Annotated in this window: 20 protein-coding genes; 13 read left to right on the top strand and 7 right to left on the bottom strand. The window is 54.2% G+C overall.

The window, feature by feature from the left end; translation table 11 throughout:
- Nucleotides 1-198: 198 nt before the first annotated feature.
- Together M2298_RS12290 and M2298_RS12285 are read left to right on the top strand one after the other, a co-directional pair.
- Complete coding sequence (locus M2298_RS12290; protein ID WP_122964460.1) at nucleotides 199-735, top strand: suppressor of fused domain protein; 537 nt, start codon at nucleotides 199-201, stop codon at nucleotides 733-735.
- A gap of 16 nt (nucleotides 736-751) precedes the next feature.
- The gene (locus tag M2298_RS12285; RefSeq protein WP_122964461.1) at nucleotides 752-1,216 is read left to right on the top strand and encodes an NUDIX domain-containing protein; all 465 of its coding nucleotides are present in this window, start codon (nucleotides 752-754) and stop codon (nucleotides 1,214-1,216) included.
- Nucleotides 1,217-1,401: 185 nt separating this feature from the next.
- On the opposite strand, the gene M2298_RS12280 is transcribed toward M2298_RS12285, so the two are convergent.
- On the bottom strand, nucleotides 1,402-2,301 hold the full coding sequence (locus M2298_RS12280; RefSeq protein WP_280648619.1) for a DMT family transporter: 900 nt from the start codon (nucleotides 2,299-2,301) through the stop codon (nucleotides 1,402-1,404).
- Nucleotides 2,302-2,536: 235 nt separating this feature from the next.
- Here M2298_RS12280 and M2298_RS12275 point away from each other — a divergent pair, with 235 nt between their 5' ends.
- Nucleotides 2,537-3,973, top strand: a complete 1,437-nt coding sequence (locus M2298_RS12275; protein ID WP_280648570.1) for an aminotransferase-like domain-containing protein — start codon at nucleotides 2,537-2,539, stop codon at nucleotides 3,971-3,973.
- Nucleotides 3,974-4,032: 59 nt separating this feature from the next.
- Entirely contained in the window at nucleotides 4,033-4,248 is a 216-nt protein-coding gene (locus M2298_RS12270; protein WP_173596726.1) for a CLC_0170 family protein, read from the top strand.
- Here the strand turns inward: M2298_RS12270 and M2298_RS12265 are convergent.
- The 3 genes from M2298_RS12265 to M2298_RS12255 are packed head-to-tail and all read right to left on the bottom strand — an operon-like array spanning nucleotide 4,241 to nucleotide 7,886.
- Nucleotides 4,241-5,392 (bottom strand): Ger(x)C family spore germination protein, encoded by a 1,152-nt coding sequence (locus M2298_RS12265; protein WP_167470296.1) that lies wholly within the window; start codon nucleotides 5,390-5,392, stop codon nucleotides 4,241-4,243. The two genes, M2298_RS12270 and M2298_RS12265, sit on opposite strands and share 8 nt — an antisense overlap.
- Nucleotides 5,389-6,480: a GerAB/ArcD/ProY family transporter gene (locus M2298_RS12260; RefSeq protein WP_173596727.1), complete on the bottom strand. Its 1,092-nt coding sequence runs from the start codon at nucleotides 6,478-6,480 to the stop codon at nucleotides 5,389-5,391. Before M2298_RS12260 ends, M2298_RS12265 begins: the two co-directional genes overlap by 4 nt.
- 2 nt (nucleotides 6,481-6,482) lie before the next feature.
- A complete protein-coding gene (locus M2298_RS12255; RefSeq protein WP_233454094.1) occupies nucleotides 6,483-7,886 on the bottom strand; it encodes a spore germination protein in 1,404 nt (467 codons plus the stop codon).
- A gap of 214 nt (nucleotides 7,887-8,100) precedes the next feature.
- Between M2298_RS12255 and M2298_RS12250 the strand changes: the two genes are divergently transcribed.
- The 3 genes from M2298_RS12250 to M2298_RS12240 all read left to right on the top strand — a co-directional run bounded on the left by M2298_RS12250 (nucleotide 8,101) and on the right by M2298_RS12240 (nucleotide 11,693).
- Entirely contained in the window at nucleotides 8,101-9,456 is a 1,356-nt protein-coding gene (locus M2298_RS12250; RefSeq protein WP_122964466.1) for an Nramp family divalent metal transporter, read from the top strand.
- 109 nt (nucleotides 9,457-9,565) lie between these two features.
- On the top strand, nucleotides 9,566-10,087 hold the full coding sequence (locus M2298_RS12245; protein ID WP_122964467.1) for an NfeD family membrane protein: 522 nt from the start codon (nucleotides 9,566-9,568) through the stop codon (nucleotides 10,085-10,087).
- A gap of 19 nt (nucleotides 10,088-10,106) precedes the next feature.
- Complete coding sequence (locus M2298_RS12240) at nucleotides 10,107-11,693, top strand: flotillin family protein (RefSeq protein ID WP_173596728.1); 1,587 nt, start codon at nucleotides 10,107-10,109, stop codon at nucleotides 11,691-11,693.
- Nucleotides 11,694-11,748: 55 nt separating this feature from the next.
- Here M2298_RS12240 and M2298_RS12235 read toward each other — a convergent pair whose 3' ends face one another.
- Complete coding sequence (locus M2298_RS12235) at nucleotides 11,749-12,504, bottom strand: polysaccharide deacetylase family protein (RefSeq protein ID WP_173596729.1); 756 nt, start codon at nucleotides 12,502-12,504, stop codon at nucleotides 11,749-11,751.
- A gap of 174 nt (nucleotides 12,505-12,678) precedes the next feature.
- Between M2298_RS12235 and M2298_RS12230 the strand changes: the two genes are divergently transcribed.
- Nucleotides 12,679-14,091 carry an aspartate kinase gene (locus M2298_RS12230; protein WP_173599647.1) on the top strand — a complete coding sequence of 471 codons (1,413 nt, stop codon included), beginning with the start codon at nucleotides 12,679-12,681 and terminating at the stop codon, nucleotides 14,089-14,091.
- Here M2298_RS12230 and M2298_RS12225 read toward each other — a convergent pair.
- Nucleotides 14,013-14,459, bottom strand: coding sequence for a M67 family metallopeptidase (locus M2298_RS12225; RefSeq protein ID WP_229049745.1), 447 nt, complete (start codon nucleotides 14,457-14,459; stop codon nucleotides 14,013-14,015). The two genes, M2298_RS12230 and M2298_RS12225, sit on opposite strands and share 79 nt — an antisense overlap.
- Before the next feature lie 110 nt (nucleotides 14,460-14,569).
- Here M2298_RS12225 and M2298_RS12220 point away from each other — a divergent pair, with 110 nt between their 5' ends.
- The 5 genes from M2298_RS12220 to M2298_RS12200 all read left to right on the top strand — a co-directional run bounded on the left by M2298_RS12220 (nucleotide 14,570) and on the right by M2298_RS12200 (nucleotide 18,384).
- Nucleotides 14,570-15,421, top strand: a complete 852-nt coding sequence (locus M2298_RS12220; protein WP_122964472.1) for a DUF72 domain-containing protein — start codon at nucleotides 14,570-14,572, stop codon at nucleotides 15,419-15,421.
- Between the two features lie 22 nt (nucleotides 15,422-15,443).
- Nucleotides 15,444-16,268 (top strand): sulfite exporter TauE/SafE family protein, encoded by an 825-nt coding sequence (locus M2298_RS12215; protein WP_122964473.1) that lies wholly within the window; start codon nucleotides 15,444-15,446, stop codon nucleotides 16,266-16,268.
- Nucleotides 16,269-16,296: 28 nt separating this feature from the next.
- On the top strand, nucleotides 16,297-17,754 hold the full coding sequence (locus M2298_RS12210) for a bifunctional metallophosphatase/5'-nucleotidase (protein WP_173599645.1): 1,458 nt from the start codon (nucleotides 16,297-16,299) through the stop codon (nucleotides 17,752-17,754).
- A 17-nt stretch (nucleotides 17,755-17,771) separates the two neighbouring features.
- The gene (locus M2298_RS12205; protein WP_122964475.1) at nucleotides 17,772-18,011 is read left to right on the top strand and encodes a DUF6154 family protein; all 240 of its coding nucleotides are present in this window, start codon (nucleotides 17,772-17,774) and stop codon (nucleotides 18,009-18,011) included.
- 70 nt (nucleotides 18,012-18,081) lie between these two features.
- On the top strand, nucleotides 18,082-18,384 hold the full coding sequence (locus tag M2298_RS12200; RefSeq protein ID WP_274874342.1) for a YunC family protein: 303 nt from the start codon (nucleotides 18,082-18,084) through the stop codon (nucleotides 18,382-18,384).
- A 169-nt stretch (nucleotides 18,385-18,553) separates the two neighbouring features.
- Here M2298_RS12200 and M2298_RS12195 read toward each other — a convergent pair whose 3' ends face one another.
- Nucleotides 18,554-18,943 (bottom strand): nuclear transport factor 2 family protein, encoded by a 390-nt coding sequence (locus tag M2298_RS12195; RefSeq protein ID WP_373926267.1) that lies wholly within the window; start codon nucleotides 18,941-18,943, stop codon nucleotides 18,554-18,556.
- Nucleotides 18,944-18,962 lie beyond the last annotated feature (19 nt).

The following is an 18,962-nucleotide window of genomic DNA, read 5'->3' as shown; positions in this document are numbered from 1 at the left end:
TTGTGAATACTTTGCATAATGTTCCGCTGCTGAAAGAAATTGGGGAACATGTACATTCGTTTGGGGCAATGATAAAATAAATAGGTATGGTCAAGGGGCTGGATCGGAAATAAGATACGCTCAGTATGCTTGCGATTCGGAGCATGCTTTTTTCGGGTGAACCGCACATTTTTTTCTTGTTGAAGCGAGGATATACATATGCTAGTAACAGGGCAACTGATCGATCATTGCGAGCGTTTTTTCGGGTGTCGGGGAGAATTGTATCAGCTCGAAGCGGCGGATGTGCTGATTGCGGTTTATCCGGCATCGCGCAGGCGCGGATGGTGGACATACGTGACGCTGGAGTTGCACAAGACCGGAGCGAGCGAATGCATGCTGTATTCCTATCAGTTTCAAAAAGGAATGATCGCGCATCTGGCGACGATTGCGTCGGCGGTGATCCGTCAGTGGGAACAGGAGCAGAAGCGCGTGCAGGCAGGAGAGCTGTTCAAGCTGGAAGAGGCGATTGTCGAAGGCTCTGTGCTGAATCACGCCGTGCTTACCCCCGCCTATTTTGAAGAGGTCGGCTTTGAATATTATACGAACGGCGCCGACGTCATCCGCTTCATGATGCTGCATGCGATCGCAGAATCGGAAGCCGGGTATGTCGAGCGTTTTGGACTGGATGCCTTGCAGGAATGTTTTGCGCACTCCGGTGTCGATTCCCTGCATGTTATGCGTACCCCTGCCATCTGAGAAGGGAGCGAGCGGGATGAAAGAAATACGTTTGCGAGTCACAGTAGTGGTCTGGCACGAAGGAAAAGTGCTGGTGATTCGGGAAAAGGGCAAAAACGGAACCTGTTACAGCTTGCCGGGTGGAAATGTGGAGTATTTGGAAGCCATCCCGGACGCCACGAGGCGGGAAGTATGGGAAGAGACCGGACTGCTGGTCGAAATGGAGCGTCTGCTCTGGGTGGACGACCGGATTGATCAGGAAGGCACTGGCAAGCATACGGTGGGGATTGCTGTCCTCGCCAAGCTGGTGGGAGAGGACAAGACGCCGATTCCCGGCGGGCTGGAGGACGAAGAGATCGATTGGGCAGGCTGGGTGACGCTGGAGGAGTGGCGAACGTTGCCACAGTATCATAGCGCGCGGCCCGATCAGGTTTTGCAAGCGTTGAGCGATCCAGTCTATCGCCCGGGATATATGGGAAACATGCTGGATCAGACGAATTGACCAGTTGGCTAATGGAACGATAGCAGCAAAAGCACCGTCCTTTTCATCGGGGAGCGGTGCTTTTTTATGCGCAGCAGACAAGATGCCTGTGAGCTTGGTGGAAAGGAGTCGCTGCCTGCTGTTTGTGGGCGGTGCTTTTTTATGTGCAGCAGACAAGATGCTTGTGAGCTTGGCGGAAGCAGTTGTTATCTGCTGTTTGTGGACGGCGCTGGCTGTTTTACGGTGACAGAGGCATTTTTTCCTTTGGCAACAGCGAGCGCGACAATGACGGTCGCCAGCACGGCTCCCCATGTAAAAGGCTCGGAGAGAAGCAGCCAGGAGGCGATAATCGACAAAAACGGCTGGAAGTATTGGGTCTGGCTGACGCGGGCGACGCCGCCAAGCGCAAGGCCGTGATACCAGGCAAAAAAGCCGAGAAACATGCTGACGACGCTGATGTAGCCAAAGCCAGCCCAGACGGTCCAGGAGGCATGCTGCAATTCCGTCAGGAGCGGACCCGCGATCGGCACGACGAGAAACGGGAAAGCGATAATCAACGACCAGCTGATCACTTGCCAGCCGCCAAGCGTTTTGGAGAGCTGCCCGCCGACGGCGTAGCCGATGGCAGCGGACACGACGGCTCCGAGCAACGCGAGGTCAGCCCATTGCAAGGCGCCAAACCCGGAGAGAACAGCGTAGCCGATAATCGTCAGGCACGCGACTATGCTGGAAAGCCAGTACGTTTTTCCCGGGCGCTCTCCGGCAAAAAAGGCGGCTGCGCCTGCTGTTGCGAGCGGCAGCAGGGCGATAATGACCGCGCCGTGGGTAGCGGGCACGCGCTCCATTGCCCATGAGGAGAAAAAAGGAAAGCCGATCACCACGCCAGCGGAAACGAGGACGAGCTGGCTGAATTGGGCCAAGGACGGCAGCGGAACGCGCTTGAACACGAGAACTAATGCAGCCAAGATGGCAGCGATCAGCGCACGGCCAAGTCCGGCCGATGCGGGCGAGAGCGCAGTGACGACCACTTTTGTCACAGGCAGGGTGAGGCTGAAGCTGCATACGCCGAGCAAGCCGTATAGCATGCCCGCCTTTTCCAAGGTCATGCCGCCGTCAGGCTTTGCTTGTGCGGGCGTGTCTTGCGCCCGTTTTGTGTGTGCTTCCTCCGGTAGAGAGTCTGCTTTCATTTGTGATCCCGTCCTTTGTTGATGAGAAATGCGAACAGTGTGCTTTCAGCTTAGTAGAGGACGGATGGGAACGGTAGGGCCAATTGGCAGCAGGATGAGTAGGCCAATTTGTCGAAGCTAATGGAAAAAAAGACGGTGAAGAGGCGGGAACGAGATGGAGTGGAAGCCTGACAAGCTTGCGGGGATTCCGGTGTATCAGCAAATCGCGAAAAGATTGGAGCAGCAAATCGTATCCGGGGAGCTGCCGCCAGGCGCTTCTTTGCCGCCCGAGCGGGTATTGGCGAGAAGATTCGGCGTAAACCGGGGAACGGTATCAGCGGCATATGAGGAATTGCGGGCAACAGGGCTGTTGCAATCGTGGCAAGGAAGCGGTACATGGGTCAGCCGACATTTGTGGGGAGTCCAGCAAATGCCGAACTGGTACAAATACACGAACGGAGGGGCGTTTTTGCCTGCCTATCCGCTTGCCAAACGCATCCAGGATGCTTGCCTGGATTCCTCGATCATTAACCTGGCGAAAGCAGAGCTGCATACGGCGATGATTCCGTCTATGTCTGCCGAGCAGTTGGGCGGTTTGAAGCATATGCGCCTGGAGCTTGGCTACGCGCAGCCAAAAGGAGATCCGGGACTGCGGGCCGTGCTGTCCGAGCATTTGGCGCAGCATTACGGGATCAAAGCGGACAGCGAGGAAATTTTGGTGACCTCCGGGGCGCAGCAGGCGCTGCATCTGATTACGCAGTGCCTGTTGAATCCGGGCGATGCGGTCGCGATGGAAGGGCCGTCTTACTCGTATTCCTTGCCGCTGTTCAGCTCGGCCGGGCTGCGGCTGTTTCGGCTGCCGCAAGACGAGCAAGGGATCATCACGGAGGCACTGGTTGCGTTGCATCGAGAACAGCGGATCAAAATGGTTTTCGCCAATCCGACATACCATAATCCGACCGGAATTGTGATGAGTGAACCGAGGCGGGCGCAGCTTTTGGCCGCGTGCCAGGAATTGCGGATTCCTTTGGTGGAGGATGACGCCTACGGGGCGCTCAGTCTGGCAGGAGCGGCACTTCCTCCGCGACCGATCAAGGCGATTGACCAAGCGGGACATGTGCTTTACGTCAACAGTGTGTCCAAGACGGTAGCTCCGGGGCTGCGGATCGGTTGGCTGGTGGGGCCGCGCTCTGTCGTGGAGCGGCTTGCTGACGCCAAGCAGCAGATGGACTTCGGCACAAGCAGTATCTCGCAGCAGCTTGCGCGTCATTTTTTGCAGGAAGCAAGCTGGCAGGAGCAAATAAACAAACTCGCCATTTACTTGCGAGAGCAGCAACAGGCGATGAACGCTGCTTTGGAAACCGAATTGCAACAATATGCTGCCTGGAACAGACCAGCGGGCAGCTATCACATCTGTTGCCAACTGCATGAGCCGCTAGAGGAACAGGAGCTGCTGGATCGTGCAATCCGGGAGGGAGTCGTCTTCACTCCGGGCGGGGTGTATGGTGCCGAGCCGGGGTGGCTCCGGCTGACGTATTCGTGGGAAGAGCCGGACAAAATCAGGGAAGGGATTCGCCGCCTGAAAAAGGTGCTTCAAATGAGCAAGCGATAAGGAACGTACCCCTGGACCATACTAGGAAAATCACACCAGGATGGAAAAGGGGGAGTACGATGGGATTTTCGCTTGTTATCGGATTTCTCGAATCCCTGACCTCTTATTATTTGGTCATTTTGCTTTTTGTGGTCGGCCTGATTTTGCGTTTTCGGTACTATGTCGCCTACCGCAATCGGCAGCTGACCCGTGATGCGGCCTTTGCCAAAGGTGGCGGCTACCTTTTGCTGATCTTGTCAGGAATCGTGCTTGTCGCTCATTTCATTGCTATTTGAATTGGCCGTAACGGCGGATGAACGTTTGCACGTCTATGCGGATTTCTGCTTCTTTGAACAAGGCATCCCACTCATGTTTGTGGGCTTTCCAGTAAGCATACTGAAATCTGCGGAACTCTTCGCCGAAGCCGAAAATATCGATCCCGTGTTTTTGCTGCATCATGGCGATCAGCTTCTCCACTCTCTGCTTGAGCGCATGATTGATCTGCTCCTCTTTTTTCTTGATTTTCTCCATGGTAGGCTTATTGCCAAAGCCGTCTTCTGCGATATTGCCCTCTCCGCGAATCAAAAGGGTAATCACGGGCTTTCCGTTTTCGACCGATGTTTTCACGGTGGAACGGGCGCCCTTTACTTCCATTGTGATGAAAGAGGGCCGTTCATCCGCGTCCGTTAGCTTGACGATCACCTCATCGCCTTTCGAAAACGTTCCGTTAATCCAGCGGAGCGTTTTTATTTCATGATCGCTTAGCCAACCAATCAGTCGGTCTCCTCTCATGATCGCGCCTCCCGCCATTTTCACCTCGTTTTGCTCGACTCGAATAGCGGGGAGGATGCTGTTTTCTCCGTTGTGGAAGTTGCGGGAAAATTCCCCGATGGATGTGGTCGCAGGCAATCTGGCTGTTTTCGATTCTCCTTCTTCCGTCAGCTTGCTAATGTAGCGACCAGGCAAGGGCATCAGCCGCGGTTTGACATAAAGAGCCTCTTTTGCCTTTCCTTTGGCGATGATCAGCTTGATTTTGCGGCGCGACTCGTGATCGCGGTAAAAGAGATCCAATGACCTGTCGATGCCTTCCTTCGCCAGCTCCTCCCCGATAATGATTGCCTGCAGATGCTCATAGTACGGCTGTCTCGCCACGCGCGTCGCCATCAGGCGAATGCACTCAAAAATCGACGGCCCGGAGGAAGTCGGATTCCAGACGGGAGAGACGTTCGGCAAGGATACTTTGCCGGACAAGGCGCGTGGCTCGACCAACTGGGCGGTAAATTCATAATAAGACCGTTTCTGTTCTTTTTGCACGTTCTTGTCAATGCCAGCAGCCAGCACAAACAGTCGATCTTGAATTTCCACCCTGTCCCAGCATCCGGTGAGCAAGACTGGCAGCATGAGGAGTGCGAACAGACGGGAGACGGGACTTTTTCTCATGCGTGTGCCCGCCTTCTTGCTTTCCATTTGTACATGAGGCAGAGACAAGGCGGAATGACGATAATCAGGCCGAAGCCAAGATAGCTGGACCATTTGCTCCATTCGTCCACTTCCAGCGTGTTGCGTGGCAGGACGGCAATCAAAAACACGATAGGCATGAGCAGCAAGGCAATGACTCTGTGCTCCTGGAGTTTGAGCAAGCGGGAGGCGATCAGACTGGCACAAAAATGAAACATGACGATCGTGGTGATGGCAAAAGGAATCCAGACCATCATCATGATGGAATCGAGCCTTTCGATGAAAGCGCCAGGCACCTCAATATTTTTAATGATCGCCAGCGTAGGGTATTCAACCAGCGTAACTTCATGACCGCCTAACACGGCAAGGCAGAGGGCTGTGACCAGCGTGTACAGAAAAAGAGTAGCGGCAACTCCGATCAGGGCGCTTTTTTGCCCGAGGGCCGGTTTTTCCATGAATGGCTGAATGAACAGCAAAATCTCGAATCCGAGATAGGAAAAAAAGGTGGTCGGAAAGGCGTGCAGCAACGGGGCGATCCCGTCACCCATGATGGGGAGCAGGCGGCCGATGTCGGTGTCGCGGACGGTTTGGGTCAGGACGAGCAGCAAAATCAACACCGCAATCGGCTGAATCACCTCGTTGAACCGGGCAATGGCATTGACTCCGTGCATGATCAAATAGGTACTCACACTGAGCATGCCGATAATGACCACTTCTATAGGGGTTTGGTCGAGCAAAAACAGCTTGGTTACATCGGCAGAGATGCGGACGACTGTCCCGACGAACATCAAAAAATAGACCAGAAAAGCAAGCAAGGTCACCAGGCCGAGAAAGCGGCCGAACAGAAAAGGACCGTATTCAATGATCCCTTTCCCGGGGAATCGCGACCCGACATAAGCCATCATCGATACAGCAACCATCGCAACCAGGCCGGAAACCATGATGACGATCCAGCTGTCGACGCCAGCCTTGTTCCCGACGGTTTCCGGCAAGGACAAAATGCCGACTCCCACGATTGCGGCAAACAACTGTACGGTTATTTGTGGGGCAGTCAGCTTGTCTTTGATCACATCTACCATCCTTTCTTTCGTTTGTGCAGATCCATCCGCTTTTTATCTTGCGGGTGCAAAATTTCCGGCCTGTCCCGCAAATAAGGCAGTGGTGCCCGGACAAACATGTCTTTCCAGTCGCTCGGGCGGTAGGGAACGAGCGGAGAAAAGTAGTTGATGCCAAACGATTTTAATGAAACTAGATGCGCGAGAATAGCAAGAATGCCGAGGATAAGACCGAACAGCCCGAGGCTGCCTGCGAGCAGCATCAGGGGAAAGCGTAGCAGACGCAGGGCGATGGCCCCGTTGTAGGCAGGCACGAGAAAGGATGAGATCGCGGTGATGGCTACGACGATCACGAGTACCGGACTGACGATCCCGGCTTCAACGGCTGATTGTCCGATGACCAGCCCGCCGACAATGCCGATCGTCTGGCCCATGATCTTCGGCAAGCGCAGTCCGGCTTCCCGCAGCATTTCCAGCGTCGCTTCCATGAAAACGGCTTCCAGGAACGAAGGAAACGGCACCTCCGCCCTGGCTGCGGAGATGGTGAGCGCAAGCTGGGTTGGAATCATTCCCGGATGGTAAGAAATAAGCGCAATGTACAAGGAAGGCAAAATCAGGGCAATACTGGCACCGGTTATGCGGATGATGCGGATTGCCGACCCGATCATCCAGCGCTCGTAATAATCATCGGGAGCCTGGAACAGCATCGAAAAGGTGACGGGCACAATCAGCACGAAGGGAGAACCGTCGACGATGATCGCGATGCGCCCTTCCAGCAGCATGTGCAGCACTCTTGCCGGGCTTTCTGTGTATTGTGTCTGCGGAAAAGGCGAATACCAGCTGTCTTCAATCCACTGCTCCACGGTTCCGCTATCCATGACGCCATCGATATCCATGGTCGACAGACGAGTTTTCACTTCATCGAGAATAACCGGATTGACGATCCCGTTTATGTACGCCAACGCGACTTTTGTTTTGGTCCGCCGGCCTATTTGCCGGATGTCCACTTTCAATTCCGGGTCAGGATAGCGGCGGCGGATCAGCGAGAGGTTGGTGCTCACGGATTCCACAAACCCGTCGCGGGGGCCGCGAAGCGAACTCTCATTTTCGGATTCCTGAACGTTGCGCGTCTCCATCCCGGTTCCGTTTGCGACATACAAGACTTGCTCTGCATGGCTGTAGATTACGAGATTGCCGTATAAAATCGCTTCGATGGCTTCTGGAGTTGTCTCCAAAGTATGAAAGGGGAAGCGGCAGGCTGGATCGGCCAACTTTTCCACAATTTCATCCTGAATATAGTTGGCCTCGACCAAACACTCTAAATAACATACCGTGTAGACATTTTCTCCGATCCGCAGCTGTTGCTGGACGTAATCGGAGCTGCCGCTCATCTGCTCGGCCAGTTCCTGTTCCCAATTCACGATCAAGCCCTCCTGAAAAGGAATACGAGTAGTGTTCAACAAGCGCCCAAATATATGCAGGGCAACCATTGCAAAAGGGCGGAATCGGAGTATAATAAAACATATATTTCGCTAGGTAAACATTTTTGGTGGAGGCAAATTTCTATATTTTTTTGACCAAGAGTTGCCTTGGGGCAAAAAAGGTGACTTGGTCCACAAATTGAGGTGAAGGGTTATGCTATCCAGATCAAACTCAGGCGAAGCTGCCCAAAATCAGCAAGCATGGAGAAAAGAGGCGGATGGGCCATCGTTGCCGGAAGTCCACCGCTCTATGAAAGTTCCGACCAAAGGCTCGTGGGTTCGCAAGTTTCTAGCTTTCGCTGGCCCCGGCTATCTCGTGGCGGTCGGCTATATGGACCCGGGCAACTGGGCGACGGATATTGCGGGCGGCTCCCTTTTCGGCTACTCCTTGCTCTCCGTTATTTTGCTATCGAACCTGATGGCGATCTTGCTGCAAGCGCTGGCTGGAAAGCTGGGGATTGTGACAGGAAGAGACTTGGCGCAGGCATGCCGGGATCACTACAGCAAGCCGGTAGCCATGGGACTGTGGGTACTGTGCGAGCTTGCCATCGCGGCGTGCGACCTGGCAGAAGTCATCGGGGCGGCAATCGCCCTGAATTTGCTTTTCGGAATACCGCTCGTGTACGGCGTGTTGATTACCGCGCTTGATGTCATGATCGTCCTGTTTTTGCAAAACAAAGGATTCCGCTATATTGAAGCGCTCGTGATTGCCCTGATTGCGACGATCGGTGCCTGCTTCGCATTCGAGATGTTTTGGTCGCAGCCGGACATCGCCGGGATTCTCGGCGGCTTCATCCCCAGCACAGAGATTGTGAAAAATCCGGAGATGCTCTACATTGCGATCGGGATTTTGGGGGCGACGGTCATGCCGCACAACTTGTACTTGCACTCGTCCATCGTGCAAACGAGACAGTACGACCAGACGACGTTGGGGAAAAAGGAAGCGATCAAATACGCAACGCTCGATTCGACGATTGCCCTGGTGTTCGCCATGGCGATCAATGCAGCGATCCTGATCTTGTCCTCCGCGACATTTCACCAGGCGGGGATGACAGATGTGGCCGATATCGCAGACGCTTATCACCTGCTGGCCCCCCTGCTCGGCACGACGCTCGGCAGCATTTTGTTCGGGGTCGCTCTGTTGGCGGCGGGGATGAACTCCACATTGACGGGAACGCTCGCAGGCCAGATCGTCATGGAAGGCTTTTTGAACTTGCGAATTACCCCATGGCTGCGCCGGTTGATTACCCGCCTGATTGCCATCGTGCCAGCCGTCATTGTCACCGCGCTGTACGGCGAGAGCGGGGCTACCGACTTGCTGATTTTGAGCCAGGTCATTTTGTCCCTCCAGCTGTCATTTGCCGTCGTGCCGCTCGTTAAATTCACCAGCGACAAGGCCAAAATGGGCGAGTTTGCCAACGCCGGGTGGCTGAAATGGCTGGCCTGGATCGTGGCGACGATCATTATGGGGCTGAATCTGTATTTGCTTGTACAAACATTCATCGGATGAAAGCGGGAAAATCCTCTCTGTATACAGGGAGGATTTTCCTTAATTATGAAACCTTTTCCGAGCTGAAACGTATGAAAAATAGATGCAATCTTGGAAAGGAGTGACAAGCGTGGGCGTACTTGAAACCGTCTACATGGTCTGCCTTGTGAGTGGCATTATTTATACCGTCTTATCGCTTTTATTCGGCGATGCGGTCTCGGATTGGCTCGATCATTTTCATTTGCCGCTGTTTCAGCCAATCACTTTTGTCAGCGGCCTCACCGCTTTTGGCGGCGCCGGGTATATTTTGTCCCGTTTTACCAGTTTGTCTGACCTCGTCGTGTTTGTGTTGGCCGCGGTCATCGGTGCGGGTTTGGCAGTCTTCGCGTACTTTCTCTGGGTAAAGCCGATGAGCCAGGCAGAGAACTCAACAGGCTATTCCATGACCCAACTGGGCGGAAAGCTGGGCGAGGTGGGCACGACGATTCCGGCAGAGGGCTTGGGCGAAGTGCTGTTGCCCATGCTCAGCGGGACGACCTACCATATGGCTGCCAGTCTGGAGCGGGTAAGCATCCCGCAAGGAACGCGCGTCGTAGTGGTAGAAGTGCGCGACCATGTCTTGTACGTTATTCCTTTCCAGCCTGAATCATAGAAAAAGGAGCTGAGAGTGCATGTTTGAACCGGACATTTTAGTAACGGTCGGTATCGTAGTCGCAGTCTTTCTCGTTTTGGGGATCGCATTTTGGGCAAGGTACAAAACCGTTGGTGCCGATGAAGCGATGATCGTGACAGGGAGTTATTTGGGCACGAAAAATGTGCTGAGCGACGAGTCTGGCCGCAAAATGAAAATCGTCCGCGGCGGCGGTGCGTTCATCCTCCCGATTTTTCAACAAGCAAATTTTCTGAGTCTTCTGTCCCACAAGCTCGATGTGTCCACGCCAGAAGTATATACAGAGCAAGGTGTACCTGTCATGGCGGACGGTGTGGCGATTATCAAGGTCGGCGGTTCGATCGAGGATATTGCCACCGCTGCTGAGCAGTTCATGGGCAAAAAAGATGAGGCTCTGCGTGCCGAGGCGCAGGAAGTGCTCGAAGGCTACTTGCGGGCGATTCTCGGCAGCATGACGGTGGAGGAAATTTACAAAAACCGCGAGCGCTTTGCCCAGGAAGTTCAATCGGTCGCGACCAAAGATTTGAAAAAAATGGGGCTGTCCGTGGTCAGCTTCACGATCAAGGATGTGCGCGACAAAAACGGTTATTTGGCAGCGCTGGGGATTCCGCAGATCGCGGCAGTCAAGCGCGATGCGACGATCTCGCAAGCCGACGCAGACAAGGAAGCGCGGATCAGACAGGCCCAGGCCGAAGAAGAGGCGCGCAAAGCCGAGCTGCTGAAAGAAACGAACATCGCGGAAGCGGAGAAAGATAAAGAGCTGAAGGTAGCTGCCTTCAAACAGGAGCAGGACCGGGCGAAAGCAAGCGCGGACCAAGCCTACAAGCTGCAAGAAGCTGTCGCCAAGCAGCAGGTTACGGAAGAAGAAATGAAAATCGATCTGGTGCGCAAGCAAAAAGAGATCGAGCTGGAAGAAAAAGAAATTTTGCGCCGCGAGAAGCAATATGACGCGGAAGTGAAGAAAAAAGCCGATGCGGATCGCTACTCCGTGGAGCAAGCGGCGGAAGCGGAAAAAGCGAAAAAACTGCGCGAAGCCGATGCGCTCAAATACCGGATCGAGGCAGAGGCGAAAGCGATGGCGGAGCAGAAGCGACTGGAAGGTCTGGCGATTGCCGAAGCCGAGAAGGCGAAAGGAAGCGCGGAGGCAGAAGTAACGCGCCTCAAGCTGGAAGCCGAAGCGGAAGGGAAGGAAAAGCTCGCGGAAGCGTTCGAGAAGTTCGGTCATGCCGCCATCTTGGACATCATCGCCAAAATGCTGCCTGAACTGGCCGAAAAAATTGCCGAGCCGATGAAGGCGATCGACAAAGTAACGATTGTGGATGCGGGCGGCGGTCAGGGAGACGGCGTCAACCGACTGAGCGGCAATGTCACGAAGCTGATGGCCCAACTGCCAGAGATGCTCAAAGACGTATCCGGGCTTGATATGAACAAAATGATTTCCGATTTCATGCAAAAGGGCAGTGCGGCGCAGTCTGGCCCAACGGCGAACCAAAGCCAGCCTGCTGCTCCGTCTATCTCCCACTTGCTCGCGGGCAATCCCGCAGATGACAAGGCACGACCAGCAAACAAAACGGATCACAAAGCATAATGCGAAGGTGACAAAACACAAATCCCCCTTCAGCCACAAGGGGGATTTGTGCTGTTTAATCCGCTCGGTCTACTTGCTTGAGTCTACCGGAGTGCTTCATCAGCTCACTGACGGTAACGAAGCTGTAGCCGCGTTTTTTCAGCTCGGGCAAAATTTGTTCCAGCGCCTGCACCGTCTGTTTCCGGTTTCCGCCGTAGTCATGGAACAGGACAATATCGCCGTTGCGGGCGTTGTTCAGCACCTTGTCGACGATCTTTTTGACGCCGGGGTCTGCCCAATCGCGCGTATCCTGGTGCCACGACCACATGATGACCAAAAAGCCGGACTGCTTCGCCGTATGCACGATGGACTCGCTGTAGTATCCCCCAGGCGGACGGAACAGCGCAGGTCGTATTCCTGTTGCCGAATGAATCGCTTCCTGAGTCTTTTCGACTTCCTCTCGCAACTGCTCCGGGGAAAGGCGGCGAATATCGGGGTGGCTGTAGGTATGGTTGGCAATCTCGTGCTGATCCTGAGCCAGCGAGCGAACGACTTCCGGGTACTGGCTTACACGTGAGCCAACCACGAAAAAGGTAGACTTGGCCTCGTACTTTTTCAGCAGGGCGGCAATTTGCGGGGTGTAGCCCGGGTCCGGCCCGTCGTCAAAAGTGAGGGCAATGATCTTGCTTTTCGTGGGAACTTCCCAGACGATCTCCCCGCGCGTCTCGTAGTATTCGCGATTTTTTTCGCGAATCGCGGACGCCGTTTGGCTGTAGGAGAGAAGCAGGAACACGGCACAGGTGAGGAGGAGCAAGCGTACATGTTTTTTCATAACACACCTCATTGTGGAATCTCTCACCCGTTACTATGCGTCAACTTGTCCAAATTATTCTGTTGTGTACTTGTGGAAAAGACACTTGTGCTTTTTGGGTGGATACATTAAGCTAGTAACATAATTCATGAAAGAAAAAGACCGGACAAGAGCGGATAGATGGAGGAGTAAAGAATGAAGGTAGCAAAATTTGGTGGCACTTCCCTGGCGAATGCCGAGCAAATAAAAAAAGTGTGCAGCATCGTCATGGCGGATCGGGACAGACGTCTCGTCGTCGTTTCAGCCCCTGGCAAAAGACATAAGGAAGATACAAAAGTAACAGACCTCTTGATCAGCTGCGCGAACCGTTTTTTGCAGCAGCAACAGGCCGAGGAAGAAAAGCAGGCTGTTTTTGCGCGTTATGAGGAGATCATCGCTGAGCTGGGGCTGGGAGAAGCTGTCGCAGAGCAAATCAAAAGCGAGCTGGATGACGTGCTGAGCAATCGGCAAGGCTTGTCAGCGGAGCGCTTCATGGATGCTGCCAAAGCAGCGGGAGAGGATACGTGCGCCAAAATCGTGGCCCACTACTTGCGAAGCTTGGGCGAGGAAGCGAGCTACGTCAATCCGCAGGACGCGGGGATGCTCGTATCCGACGAAGCGGGCAACGCCCACGTTTTGCCGGAAGCTTACGCGAAGCTTGCTTCTTTGCGGGAACGTAGCGGAATTACTGTCTTTCCCGGCTTTTTCGGGTATGCGAAAAGCGGTGAGTTGGTGACGTTCTCGCGTGGCGGCTCGGACATTACCGGCTCGATTTTGGCAGCAGCGGTGACTGCGGAAGTGTACGAAAACTTTACCGATGTCGACTCGGTGTACGTCGTGAATCCGAACTTGATTGCCAACCCGAAGGAAGTGAAGGAAATCACGTACCGCGAGATGCGGGAGCTGTCTTATTCGGGATTCAGCGTGTTTCATGAGGAAGCGCTAATTCCGGCTTATGAGGCTGACATTCCGGTGTGCATCAAAAATACGAACAATCCGTCTGCGCCAGGCACCATGATCGTTGCCGAGCGTCCGTTTGCGACAAACAGGGTGTCGGGAATCGCCAGCGACAGCGGCTTTTGCAGCATTTACGTCAGCAAGTATTTGATGAACAAAGAAATCGGCTTTGGCCGCAAGCTGTTGCAAATTTTTGAGGAGGAAGGGATTTCGTACGAGCACACTCCTTCCGGGATCGACAATATTTCGGTCATTTTGCGCGAGAAAGACCTGACAGAAGAGAAGGAAAAGCGGATCATCGAGCGCATGTTTCGCGAGCTGGGAGCGGACGACGTCGCGGTGCAGCACAGTCTCGCACTCGTCATGATCGTCGGGGAAGGAATGCGCCAATCGGTGGGCACCACAGCCAGAGCGACTACTGCTTTGGCTGCGGCGAAGGTGAATCTGGAGATGATCAATCAAGGCTCTTCTGAAGTCAGCATGATGTTCGGGGTGAAAGCGGCAGAAGCCGACCGCGCCGTAATCGCCTTGTATCAGGAGTTTTTTGGAGACGAAGGGGAGACAGCAGCAGAACTGTTGACTGCTTCGTCCGCCGCTTCTGTCACGGTGTAATCGCGCAACAGAAATGCCCCGTTCTTCCATTGATAGACGCGCCACTCCGGTGTCTCAGACGCCAAGCTGACGATCCAGTAGGAAAGCGTAGGGTAGTGCCAGCCCAAAACGTCTTGTCTGGACGGGATGGGAGCGGTATGCGGGTGCGTGTGCAGGACGCCCAGCCATTGCAGCTGGCGCTTGCGAATGGAGTGAAGCGCCTGGAGAAAGGCAGGGCCGTCCCAGGAAAAGTTGCCTGTGTCCGAAGAGATCGGCATGGCAACTGCATCGGTAATCGTCGCGTCTCTGCCCGCGAGCAGAGCGGAAAACTCATAAGGAACCGCCTCCTGAGCGTCACGCAGGAGGCGGTTCGCTACTTTTCGGCCCATGTATAATTTGTTATCCTTAAACGCAAAGGGGTCACCCAACCAGTCAGTTGTTTTCATGCGAAGGGACTCCTCCTGTTTGATTTCGCTTGATTTTGTTAGGGGTGTTTGCCATGAGTACGATACATGTGGGTGTCTGTGGCTGGGGCGATCATGACACGCTGTACGGACAAGGGGTGCGCAGCGGCGATAAATTGGCGGTGTACGCCAGCCATTTTCCGATTGTGGAAGTAGACAGCTCTTTTTACGCCATTTTACCACAGCGAAACTACGAGTCGTGGGTCCGGGACACTCCGGACCGTTTTGGATTTATCGTGAAGCCGCACCAGGCGATGACGGGCCATCAGCGGGGAGATGCGCCTGTGAACCGGCGCGAGCTGTTTCAACAGTTTGAGGAGAGCATCCAGCCGCTTGTCGAGGCCGGGAAGCTGAAGTCGCTTCTGTTTCAATTCCCGCCCTGGTTTGACTGCACCAGGGAACATGTCCAGTATGTCCAGGCTTGCCGGCAAGCGATGAAGGCGTATCCGTTTGCGGTGGAATTTCGCCATCAGAGCTGGTTCGAAGCGCGGTTTAGAGAGCGCACGCTGGACTTTTTACATAAAATCGAAGCCGTGCACGTCTTGTGCGATGAACCACAGGCAGGGCAAGGATCGGTTCCGATTGTGCCCGCCGTCACGCATTCTTCGCTGGCTCTCGTCCGGTTTCACGGGCGCAACAAATCGGGGTGGCGCGATCCGGGAGAAGGTCAAAAATGGCGCGATGTGCGCTACTTGTACCGCTACAGCGAGGAAGAACTGGCAGAGTGGCTTGTCCACATCCGGCAGATTGAGCAGGAAGCGGATGAAGTTTGCATTTTGTTCAACAATAACTCTGGAGGCGATGCGGCAGCGAACGCCAAGCAGTTTTCAGACATGCTGGGACTTGATCCGAGCGGTTTGAATCCCAGACAGATGGAGTTGTTTTAACAAGGAAGAAAGAAGGGGAGACATGCTTGTAGCCATCGCTGTTTTGTTTTTGGTGATCGGGGTGGTCGCCGGAGTCATTGGCAGTATCGCCGGGCTTGGCGGCGGCATCTTTTTTGTTCCGGCGTTGCTGTTTTTCGCCAACTGGTATGAGCCGAACTCCATGTCTCCGCAAGTAGCGGCAGCGACCTCGCTGCTTGTGATTGCGGTGACGGCGCTGTCCTCGTCCATATCGTATATCAAGCAAAAAAAAGTCGATATGCAAAGCGCCCTGCTTTTTTTTATTGGCAGCGCGCCTGGTGCTATCGTGGGTGTCTACCTTAATACATTACTAGCAACAGAAGATTTTACACTGCTTTTTGGCTTGTTTCAGTTGTGCATGTTCGTCATCCTGATGGTCAAGGACAAACTCCGGCCGCGCCAGATCAACTGGGAAATCAAGCGGCAGTTTGTCGACAACGAGGGCAATGAATACGAGTATGGATATAGCAGGGTGAGTGTCATTACGATCGCTTTTTTTGTCGGGATCACGTCTTCTTTGTTTGGCGTGGGTGGCGGAGTGTTGATGGTTCCGGCGATGATGCTGTTGTTCCGGTTTCCTCCGCACATTGCCACGGCGACCTCCATGCTGGTCATTTTTTTCTCGGCGGTGATCGGCTCGGTCACAAACATTTTTCACGATCATGTGAACTGGCTGTATGCGGCGATGCTGGCACCTGGCGCATGGGCGGGCGGCAAGCTGGGCGCGGTCATAGCCAGCAAGCTGAAAGGACGCACGATTGTGCTGTTCTTGCGCATCCTGATTTTGGCGATAGCTGTACAAATGATCATAAAAGCGATCATCGGTTGACCTTAGAGACAAAAGGGAGGGGAAAGTCGTGGCGGACACCTGGACCTTGCACTTGCTGCACACGAATGACCTGCATAGTCATTTCGAAAAAATGCCGCAGATTGCGACTTGCCTGAAAACAAGCCGCCAGCTGTGGGAGGCCCAACAGGAACATGTGCTGACAGTCGATATCGGGGATCATATGGATCGCATGGATGTCCGCTCGGAGGCAAGCTTCGGAAAAGCGAATGTCCAAGTCATGAACAGATGCGGCTACCAGTATGCGACGATCGGCAACAACGAGGGCATCACGCTGCCCAAAGAGAAGCTCGACGAGATGTACGAGCAAGCGGACTTCACGGTCATCGTCGGCAACTTGCTGGATAAAGCCAGCTCGGCACCTCCACAGTGGGCTGTCCCCTATGCTATCCATACGCTTGGAGAGCTGCGGGTCGCTTTGCTTGGCATGACGATTCCTTTTTCTACTTATCAGAGCCTGGGCTGGGAAATTCTCGATCCGCTTCCGCTTATTCGTGAGCAGGTTGCTGCCTTGCGCTCTTCGGCGGATATTTTGATTTTGCTGTCTCATCTCGGTTATCAGACGGACTGCCGGATCGCCGCGGAAGTCGAAGGGCTGGACGTGATTTTGGGCGGTCATACGCACCATACGCTTCCGCACGGGGAACGGGTCGGAAACACGTTGATTGCCCAGACGGGGCGTTTTGGCGAGCACGTAGGCCACATCCGGCTTGTGTGGGATCGCGACGGCAAACAGATTGCGGATGTCTCGGCAGAGTTGTTTGACACCGCCAGCTACGCGCCGGATGAGGCGCTGCGCGATTTTTTGCAAAAGGAAAAGGCAGCGGCAGATGCCAGTCTGTTTCAGCCGATCGCTGAGCTGGAGCAGGATTTGCACGTCAACTGGACGGAGGAGACGCCGTTTGGCTCGTTTGTGGCGGCGAGCATTCGCAGATGGACCAAAGCAGAAGTGGGGATCGCCAACGGAGGACTGTTGCTGTCCGACTTGCATCAGGGCCGTCTGACGTTTGCCCAGCTTTTGGAAAGCGTGCCGCACCCGATCAACGCCTGCGCTGTCACGTTGACGGGGGAGCAGCTCGCCAGTGTGCTGGAGCAGGCGATCCAGCCGCAAATCGTGCATCGCGAGCTGCGCGGCTGCGGTTTTCGCGGCAAAATCGAAGGCTGGATGGCAGTGGACGGGCTGCGGATTCGTTATGAAGAGTCGGGGCAGCCGCACATCCTCGCGATTGAAGTCAACGGGCAACCGCTAATCCGCGAACGGGAGTATCGTGTCGGTACGGTTGACATGTTCATGTACAATCGCCTGTTTCCCGACTTGCTGCAAGGGCGGGAGATTGAATTTTTCCACCCGGAAATGCTTCGCGAAGTGATTGCCAGTACGATCACAGACCGAACTTTGGTGCAAAGCGCTTTTTTGCCGAGATGGGAAAAGGTGTCCCCTGAAAGTTCTGGGCATGCTATCGAATGAAGCAGGGGGGATGAGCCATGAGATTTATCGACGAAGTATACGAGCTGTACAAAGGTCATTTCAACGGTGACGAAGAGGACATTACGGCCGTGGTGGTTGGAGTTTTGCACGAGCAGGACCGCGACGCCCTGCTCGGACTGGCGGAAGAAATGGACGAGGAAGAGCTGTTTCACATGATGGCTACGTATATGATTGAAGTGATGAAGCGCAAGGTCGCAATGGAAGACGAGCAGTTCCCGGCTGTGAACTTGCACTGATTCACACACTTTTCGCTCCTGTGTCATAGGATGGTAACGCAAAAGGCAGGAGAGAAAAGGAGGGAGCAGGATGGTCGAGGTATTGCCTATCCACTTTCCGGAAGGGACGGCGATTGCCGTCACGGTACGGCTTCCCAGGACGACATTGCTTGCGGTGACGACAGACAAAGGGTACATCATGTGCGGAGCATTGGACGTGGGTCTGTTGAATGAGCGGCTGGCGAGCCGGGAGATTTTGGCTGGCAGGGCTGTCGGGGTGAAAACGATTGAGGAGCTGCTGGATGCGCCGCTGGAATCGGTGACGACAACAGCGGAGGCGCAAGGCATCACAGCGGGGATGATCGGACGGGAAGCGGTCGTCAAAATGCTGTAGCGATGATGAATTAACGGTTCAGAAATGGACAGCGGAACGCCTTTGTCGATGAGACGAAGGTGTTTTTTTGTTTTTAGACTGACCCCAATAAATGAAACAGCGGCGACCTAAGACCGGAAAAGAAAGCTTAGACTCGCCGCTGCTTTATTGAACTATCGCTCTCGTTAGATTAATCAACCATCGGTGCCTCGTAATTTTTTAACGGCATTCCTACGTATTCTCGGAAGGAGCGGACCCGATCCTTCTCGAACTCGAAGACGACTGAAAGCTCATTTTGGAAAGGCCTGCCGTACAGCAACCCTTCCGAGCGAAATACGACCATCCCGTAGCTTTCATTCTCTAGCTCGATCAGCGGCGTGAGGCTCATCTGCAATACCGAGCGCTCAAACCTGATTAATTCCTCGAACCGCTCTTGGCCTTGCTGCTTCTGATTCCAGCCTTCAAGCGGCAGCGGAACGAAGAAATGAAAATCATCCGTAACCTTTTTTAGGAAATCGCTTGTATTCCCTGTTTCGAAAGCACGCCTAAAAGCAGCAAATACTTCATGGATTTTCGTCATAACAAGCCTCCTCATTTCA

The organism is Brevibacillus sp. 1238 (assembly GCF_029892995.1).
Taxonomy (GTDB): domain Bacteria; phylum Bacillota; class Bacilli; order Brevibacillales; family Brevibacillaceae; genus Brevibacillus; species Brevibacillus parabrevis.
This window is presented reverse-complemented; position numbering and strand designations above follow the sequence as displayed.